The sequence below is a fragment of the Streptomyces sp. NPDC050388 genome, from assembly GCF_040655635.1.
GTDB lineage: Bacteria > Actinomycetota > Actinomycetes > Streptomycetales > Streptomycetaceae > Streptomyces.
In genome coordinates this window covers 1-7331 of the sequence record NZ_JBFAKH010000167.1, presented here as the reverse complement: position 1 = coordinate 7331, position 7331 = coordinate 1, and the positions used below count along the sequence as shown (strand labels likewise).

Sequence of the window (7331 nt, the reverse complement as noted above, 5' to 3'; positions counted from 1 at the left end):
GCCCTGGCCGCCACCGGTATCACCTACGCCTCGGCGTCCGCCTACGAGCCGGCCCAGGCCGCCCCCGCGATCCAGCAGGCGGCCGCCCCCGCCGCGGCCCCCCTGGGCGGCGAGTCCGGCAAGGAGAACGAAGGCCGGGACTTCGAAGGCAAGGACTACGAAGGCCGGGGCTTCGAGGGCCGGGGCTTCGAGGAGAAGGAATTCGAGGGCCGGATCCACATCAACGAGCGGTCGTTCTCCGCCCGCCCGGACGGCTGCATCACCGTCGCGAGCGGCCTGGGCTCCAAGAGCTTCAACATCCGCAACGACAGCAAGAGGACCGTCGAGTTCTTCCGCGGGGTGACCTGCGACAACGGCGCCCCCGTCGCCACGGTCGGCCCCCACAGCGAAGCGAACGGCATCAAGGTGCACCACACCAAGGGGGTCCGCGTCAAGGACGGAGTGGTGGGCAGCTTCCGGGTCGTCCACCGCTTCGGCGGACACGGCGGATACGGCGGACACGGCGGATACTGACCCAACCGCCACCCCGGCACCACGCACAGACCCCGGCCCGCTGGAATCGGGCCGGGGTCTGCCCTGCACTGTCCCGGACACCGGCTTTCCCCGCCCGCCGGGCACCCGTCGGGAATGTGGACGACGGCGCCCCGCCGGCCCGGATTCACCGCGCCGGCGCACTCGGGGCGGTGGCCGGGCCGGTCGGGCGGGTGCGCGGGGCACGGCGGTGGGACGGCGGCGGGCGGGTCCGCTGCCGTGCGCACCGGGGCTTTGTTGCCGAGGTGGCCTTTGCCGGTCTCCTTCGGGCGAGGGAGCCTTTTGGGAGCTGGGCACCACGGGCGGGGTGGACATCGTCAAGAAGTACGGCGAGCCGTGGATCAAGGTCTCGCCGCTGGGCAGGCAGGAGGAGCCGGAGAATCTCCTCGCCCTGAAGGCGGAGATCGAACGCCGCCGGGGCACCGTCGACCTGATCGGCATCCTCAAGGAGGCCGGGTTCGCCACCGGCTTCACGTCCGAGTTCACCTCGGTCGCCACCAGGGGGCGGTCCCGAAAGAGGTGCTGCGGCGCCGGCTGCTGCTGGTGCTGTTCGCGCTGGGAACGAACATGGGCATCAAGCGGGGCGCGGTCACCGGCAAGCACGGCGAGAGCGAGGCCGTCCCGCGCCGCGTAGGGCACCTGTTCGTCAACCGGACCAGCCGGCGCGCGGCGTTGGTGCGGCTGGTCAACGCCACCTTCGCCGCCCGCGATCAGGCGTGGTGGGGCGAGGGCGCCGCCTGCGCGAGCGACTCCCAGAAGTTCGGTTCCTGGAGCTCGAACTTCATGACCGAGTGGCACCAGCGGTACCGCGGGCCCGGTGTGATGATCGACTGGCACGTCGAGAAGAAGGTGCTGTGCGTCTGCAGCCGGCTCAAGTCGTGTTCGGCCTCGGAGGTCGCCGCGATGATCGAGGGTGTGCTGCGGCACTGCACGGACGTGGAGATCGACCGGCAGTACGCCGACACGCACGGCGCCTTCATCGTCGGGTCCGCCTTCGCCCGCATGCTCGGCTTCAGCCTGCTGCCCAGGCTGAAGAACGTCGGCTCGGCGTGGCTGTACCGGCCGGCGGCCGGGGAAGACGAGAAGCGGCCGAAGCCGGCGCCGGCGGATGTCGACCAACGCCGGCGGATGTCGACCAAGACGATCGACATCCGCCGGCGGTACGACCAGATCGTGAAGTACACCACCGCCCTGCGCCTGGGCATTGCCGGGGCCGAGCAGGTCCTGCGGCGCTTCACCCGCGGCGGGCCCAAGCACCCTGCCTACCGGGCGATCGAGGAACTGGGCCGCACGGTGCGCACGGCGTTCCTCTGCGACTACCTCGCCGAGACGGACCTACGGCGCGAGATCAACGACGGGCTCCAGGTCGTGGAGAACCGGAACAGCGCCGACCACGACCTGTGCTACGGCAAGGACGGCGACCTGACCGGCTCCGACAGGGAGTCCCAGGAAGTCTCGATGCTGGCGCTGCACCTGCTCCAGTCGGCGCTGGTGCACGGCAGCACGCTGCTTTTCCAGGACATTTTGAGCGAGGCGAAGGGGCAGAAGAGGCTCACCGACGCGGACCGGCGGGCCCTGTCCCCGCTGTTGTGGACGCACGTGAACCCTTACGGCCGGTTCGAGCTCGACATGAATGATCGGCTCGACCTCACCCAGGCGCTCACGGTGCCCGGCCCCGCACGGCGCCAGGCTCAAAGGCCCTGCGGCCGACGCCGCACGGTAAGGCCGGATCGGCGTCCTGAGCAGTGGATAAGACGCGTCTTCCGGTGCCGGAGAGCCGATGCCCCGCAGCGGACCAGAGCCGGACTTACGCCACGCAGAACTCGTTGCCCTCCGGGTCCTGCATGATCCACCAGTGCCCGGCCGGCCCTTTGCTCACCTCTCGGACGCGGGTCGCCCCCAGGTCTTCCAGCCCCACCAGCAGCTTGTCGAGGCCGCCGGGTTCGCTGTGGATGTCGAGGTGCAGGCGGTTCTTGCCCGTCTTGCCTTCGGGCACGTCCTGGAAGAGCAGTCGTCGGCCGCGGCCGACGCCGCTGGTTTCGTCGAACGGGTCCTCGGGGTGGCGGATCGCGGCATAGCCGCGGAAGGTCTTGCGGCCACGGTGCTCGGTGACTGCCTCCTCGCCGATGTGGCCGGCGGCCAGCAGCTGCTCGATGAGAGCGGTGGGGTCTTCCACCGCGTATCCCAGGGCCGCGGCCCAGAAGTCCGCGAGGGCAGGGGCGTTCGTGCTGTCGATGACCAGCTTCCAACTCAATGCCATGTAACCAGTTATATTGGTTACATGGACTCCTCCGCAACCAAGGGGCTGACGCTGCGCTCTCATACCGGCGTCGCCTACCGGTTCGACCCCGGTGCGCTGTGCCTGGAACTGCTGACCACCGGCGGCCCTGGCCCCTACCGTCGGTACGAGGTCCTGCACGAGCCCGCCGACCTGGCCGCCTGGGCGGACCGATCGCGGCTCACCCCAACGCCCGCATTGGGTATCTCCGCAGCCGAGGTGGCCGACGCGCGCAGGCTCCGCGACGCACTGTTTCGCGTGGTCATCGCCCACACGCACGGCGAGCCACACCCCTCTGGAGACCTGGAGACCATCAACGAGGCAGCCGCCCGTCCGGCCCTGGCCCCCGCCATCACGTCGGCCGGGAAGCGGCAGTGGGCCGGGGCCCCCAGTGGCGCACATCTGGTGGCCACCGTCGCCCGGGACGCCGTCGAGCTGCTGACCGGCCCCTTCGCCCACCGCATCCGCACCTGCGCCGCCGAGGACTGCCACCTCATCTACGTCGACACCTCACGCCCCGGCCGCCGCCGCTGGTGCTCCATGGAGCACTGCGGCAACCGCCACAAGGTCAGGGCGCTGCGCGCCCGCCACTCCGAGGAAGGATGACCGCCATGCCCACAGGGCTCACCCAGGACGCCGGCTGGCAGATCGGTGTATCCCGCACGCTGCCTCACGCCACGCCCATCGTCTGGGACTTCGTCAGCAGCCCCGAAGGGCTCGCACTCTGCCTCGGTCCCGGCGCGGCCCTCACCTCCGAACGCGGCACCTCCTACCGGACGACCGAAGGAGTGACAGGTGAGGTGCGCGGCTACCACTGTGGGAAGAGGATTCGCGTCACCCATGGCACCACCACGCTCCAGGTTGTCCTTACCCCCGCCGCCGACGGGGCCCGGACGATGCTCCGCTTCCACCAGGAGCACCTGGCAAGCGCCGAAGAGCGCGAACGGCAACGGGCGCACTGGCAGCGCGTCATGGACCAGGTCGCTACCGCCCTCGGCCGGGGCTGACGACGGCGTGTGACACCCGACCGGAGACCGATGCGCCCCGAGACGCCAGCCTCCTCTCACGAACGGTCCTTTGCGCGAGCAAGATCAACAACCGGCCGCCGGAACCCGCCAGAACCCCGATCGACTCTCAGAACCGGTTCTCACTCAAGAGCGGGACGGACCCCCTTCTGCGACTTGCATGGTGCGAAGATCCGGACCCATGACGGACCCTCAGCAGCCCTCCCCAACCGACCGGTCGGACGCCGACGACGTCGAACAACACGCCGGTTTGAAGTGTGCCGCACAGCCCGGCTCGCCGTGCCGCTCGCGCGGCGGCGCGGTCGCCTCCGCCCACCACACCCGCCGCTTCACCATGGTGCCCCGGCTGAAGAAGGCGCTGCGGGTGCCCACCCCGGCCGACCGCGGCCCGGGCCGGCCGTGGCGGCCCGGCACCCCGTCGCCGATCGACCCGGACCTGCCGAGCGCGGACATCCGCATCGGCTACGCCCGCTGCTCGACCCTCGGGCAGGAACGCGACTCCCAGCTCGACGCGCTCAGCAAGCACGGCATTCCCCGGGACGAGATCTTCAGCGAGAAGACCAGCACCCGCCTCCGGGTCCGCCCCCGGTGCGAGGGGGCGCTGCGGACCGCGCGGGAGATCAAGGCCCACGCCCCGCACTGCCGGGTCGTCCTCACCGTGTACGAGATGAAGCGCCTCGGCCGCGGCGCCGCCGAACTCACCGCGCTCGCCGACCACCTCACCGCCCACGGCCTGGCCCTGGAGATGCTCGCCGGGCCGCTGCCCGGCATCTACGACCCCACCGGGCCGGGGAAGCTGCTGTTCGCGTTCTTCGCCGCGATGGCAAAGACCGAGCGGGAGAACATCCGCGAGTCCACGCCCGAAGGGCTCGACACCGCGGCCCGCAAGGGCAAGCACGGCGGCCGGCCCCCGGTCATCACCGACGACATGCTCCACACCGTGCTGCGGCGCCGCGCGGGCGGCGAGTCCGTCGAGCAGATCCAGCCCGACCTGATCATCCCCACCGGCACGCGCAAGGGACAGAACCCCTCGGTGGCGAGCATCTACCGGGCGCTCGCCGAGCATGCCAAGCGCGGGGCGTGTCCCGAAGCCGTCGAGCAGGCCCACGCCGACTTCGCAGCCCTCCGGGCCGGCGGAGTCCCCGGCCCCCGCCCCGCTATCCCTGACCGAACGTCACTCTGATTACAGAGAGCTACTTGTCACTTCGCCGTAGCTTCGGGAGAACAGGGCCCCCGGGGCGGGCGCGCGGGCCCGCCGGCGGCCGCGGGTGCCCGGCGCCGGGGACCTGGGGCCGGCGGCAAAGCCGGCACCGCCGAGCACTTTTCCCGCACGGGGCGGACACCGCCGCCCCCCGGGGGCCCGTTCGCCGGCGAAAGCGGCGCCCCCGCGGCAGGACGCCCCTTTCCAGACGTCGCCCCCGGGCACGTGCCGGGGCCGCCCGGCCCGGCGCCGGCGGACCGCGGCCGTGCACAAGACACCGCCCGGTGCGGAGGCGGGCGTGCCCCGGCGCGCGGGCCAAGAGCACCAGCCGCCGCTGCTCGCTTCGGCGTCCCGGGCGGCGAACGCCTCCCGGCCGGCTTCTCCTGGCTTCTCCCGGGGGGCCACCGCACCCGCGGGCCGTTCGAGGAGCCCGCACGAGCCGTGCACCCGCCTCGCGCCCGGGGGCGGAAGACGAAGCCCTCCGCTTCGGCCCGGGCCCGCCGGCGGGCCGATATCGGGGCTGCCACCGGGCCGAGACGGCTTTTCCGCTCGTCCCCGCCCGCGGCGGGCCCGGCGGGCTCCGGGCTCCGGGCTCCTGTGCCGCCGTCACCCGCCGCTGCCCGGTGCGCAGGTGACACGCCCGGCACGGCGGCCGTCCTCCGGGTGGAATACCGGTGTGGAGTTCCCCCCGGCTGGGCCAGACAGCCTGATACTGGGTCAAAAGGCCTGGAGGAGACGGTCCCGGACGGTGAGTGAGAAGACCAGCGCGAGCAGGCGGTACACGGCCGAGTCCGCACGCGACGCGGTCGCGTCGGTGCACTCGGGGGGAGAGACGGTCACCGGGGCCGCCCGGGAGACCGGTGCCGGGGCACGGCGCGACCGGGCCAGGCAGCACCGGACCGGCCGCCGGCCCGGGCCGGCGGGCGCCCTGAGCGGCGACGAGGAGGAAAGGGGTGCGGTGTCCGCGGCGAAAGGACCGAAAACGGCAGCAGAGCCTCGAGGTCCCGAAGAAAGCCGCGGCTTTCTTCGCGGGGGAACCGACGAAGCAGCCGTACGCTGCGCGTTCAGCGATGCAAAGAAGGCCACCGGGCACACCCCGGACGGTCACGGCGGCAGCCTGACGGGCAAGGCCGTGGGGTGTTCTGCTTGGGCCACTGCGCCCGGTGTGCCGCACGCCCGGCCGCCGAGGCGCGCGGGCGCAGAGCGTGAGCCGGTCACAAAGACCCGCAAGCTCCCCCTGCATTGCCGCCGCGGCTGCGGCTTTTTGGGGAGCACGGCCGCACTGCGTCGCGCGGGACGGCGGATCAACCGGAAGGAGGGCGAGCGGCTGATGCGCGAGCCCAACATCCGGGGCATCACCCTTTCTTTTTGCCCGCCCACGGGCAAGGAGGAGCCCGGAAAACGCCGCCGCCCGGCCCGGCCCGGCCCGGCCGGACAAGGGGGCCGTCTTTTTTCCTGCCCTGGTCAAAGGCGACTTCACCTCCATCGGGCCCGGCACCAAGCCGGTCCCGGACAGCACCTGTCCGCCCGCCCGGGCCGGCTGGGGGTGCCTCGCCGCCGTCATCGACCTGGCGGCCCGGGAGGCGACCGGCTGCGCGCCGGCCGGCCACCACCGCGCCTTTTTGGCCGTCGACGCGCTGACGGCGCCGCCGGCCGCGGGCGGTTCGAAAAGGGCCGCACTGCGCACTCGGGCCGCACAGCCGAGCACACCGCGCGCGAACACCGCAGCCGGCCGGGGAAGTCGAAAATGCGGCGAGCACGGGCAGAACAGCCTCCTGGGGCGACAACGCCGCAGCCGGAAGCGGACATCGGGACCACCGGCTGGAGTACCCGTGAGGCTGCCCGGGCCGGCGTCCTCGGCTCCACCGAGGCCGCCTGCCACCGCCCCCGGCTGCGCAAGCACCCCGCCTGCGGGTACGCCGCCCCGCTCGGAACCCGGGCACTTGACCACGCAGGACCTCGCCCCCGCAGCGTGACCGCCCGTCGTCCATGACCAGGGGGAACGCCATCCGGTGAGCGGCAGCGTGTCACCGGCCGGGCCGGGTGCCCGGGCACCCGGCCCGGCAGCACGACGGGGAGACCGGTTTCAGCCGGTGTGTCAACGAACGACACGCCGCTGCTGCGGGTGAGCGGGCGCCGGAAAAGTCCCCCGGACGGCCTATCGGGGCATCAAGTCCACTACAGGAAAAGCTGGCTGATTACCCGTCAGTACACGATGACACGCCATGCGGGCGCTCCCTGTGACCTGATTGGAGTCACTTGGCTGACTTTCCCTTACCTCCCGATATGACAGATA

The 7331-nt window shown here is 72.1% G+C and carries 8 protein-coding genes; 6 read left to right on the top strand and 2 right to left on the bottom strand.

Annotated elements, in window-relative coordinates; all coding sequences use genetic code 11:
• The 3 genes from AB0I73_RS39465 to AB0I73_RS39455 form a co-directional block, all read left to right on the top strand.
• A partial coding sequence (locus AB0I73_RS39465; RefSeq protein ID WP_363045218.1) for a hypothetical protein occupies nt 1–513 on the top strand: 513 nt, incomplete at its 5' end.
• A gap of 325 nt (nt 514–838) precedes the next feature.
• Nucleotides 839–1165, top strand: coding sequence for a hypothetical protein (locus tag AB0I73_RS39460; protein WP_363045217.1), 327 nt, complete (start codon nt 839–841; stop codon nt 1163–1165).
• Nucleotides 1051–2379 (top strand): Tn3 family transposase, encoded by a 1329-nt coding sequence (locus AB0I73_RS39455; RefSeq protein WP_363045216.1) that lies wholly within the window; start codon nt 1051–1053, stop codon nt 2377–2379. Before AB0I73_RS39460 ends, AB0I73_RS39455 begins: the two co-directional genes overlap by 115 nt.
• Here AB0I73_RS39455 and AB0I73_RS39450 read toward each other — a convergent pair.
• Nucleotides 2339–2791, bottom strand: a complete 453-nt coding sequence (locus tag AB0I73_RS39450; RefSeq protein ID WP_363045215.1) for a VOC family protein — start codon at nt 2789–2791, stop codon at nt 2339–2341. The genes AB0I73_RS39455 and AB0I73_RS39450 overlap by 41 nt on opposite strands.
• Before the next feature lie 21 nt (nt 2792–2812).
• On the opposite strand from AB0I73_RS39450, the gene AB0I73_RS39445 reads away from it, so the two are divergent.
• The 3 genes from AB0I73_RS39445 (at nt 2813) to AB0I73_RS39435 (ending at nt 5017) form a co-directional block, all read left to right on the top strand.
• Nucleotides 2813–3415 carry a CGNR zinc finger domain-containing protein gene (locus AB0I73_RS39445; protein WP_363045214.1) on the top strand — a complete coding sequence of 201 codons (603 nt, stop codon included), beginning with the start codon at nt 2813–2815 and terminating at the stop codon, nt 3413–3415.
• A 5-nt stretch (nt 3416–3420) separates the two neighbouring features.
• The gene (locus tag AB0I73_RS39440) at nt 3421–3816 is read left to right on the top strand and encodes an SRPBCC domain-containing protein (protein ID WP_363045213.1); all 396 of its coding nucleotides are present in this window, start codon (nt 3421–3423) and stop codon (nt 3814–3816) included.
• 199 nt (nt 3817–4015) lie between these two features.
• Nucleotides 4016–5017 (top strand): recombinase family protein, encoded by a 1002-nt coding sequence (locus AB0I73_RS39435; protein ID WP_363045212.1) that lies wholly within the window; start codon nt 4016–4018, stop codon nt 5015–5017.
• A gap of 735 nt (nt 5018–5752) precedes the next feature.
• Here AB0I73_RS39435 and AB0I73_RS39430 read toward each other — a convergent pair.
• Nucleotides 5753–5875: a hypothetical protein gene (locus tag AB0I73_RS39430; RefSeq protein ID WP_363045211.1), complete on the bottom strand. Its 123-nt coding sequence runs from the start codon at nt 5873–5875 to the stop codon at nt 5753–5755.
• Between the last annotated feature and the right edge of the window lie 1456 nt (nt 5876–7331).

What these genes read in the sequence shown, in the direction of transcription:
- AB0I73_RS39450 (WP_363045215.1), bottom strand. Translation starts at nt 2,791, where the DNA reads ATGGCATTGAGTTGGAAGCTGGTCATCGACAGCACGAACGCCCCTGCC.
- AB0I73_RS39440 (WP_363045213.1), top strand. Translation starts at nt 3,421, where the DNA reads ATGCCCACAGGGCTCACCCAGGACGCCGGCTGGCAGATCGGTGTATCC.
- AB0I73_RS39445 (WP_363045214.1), top strand. Translation starts at nt 2,813, where the DNA reads ATGGACTCCTCCGCAACCAAGGGGCTGACGCTGCGCTCTCATACCGGC.
- AB0I73_RS39435 (WP_363045212.1), top strand. Translation starts at nt 4,016, where the DNA reads ATGACGGACCCTCAGCAGCCCTCCCCAACCGACCGGTCGGACGCCGAC.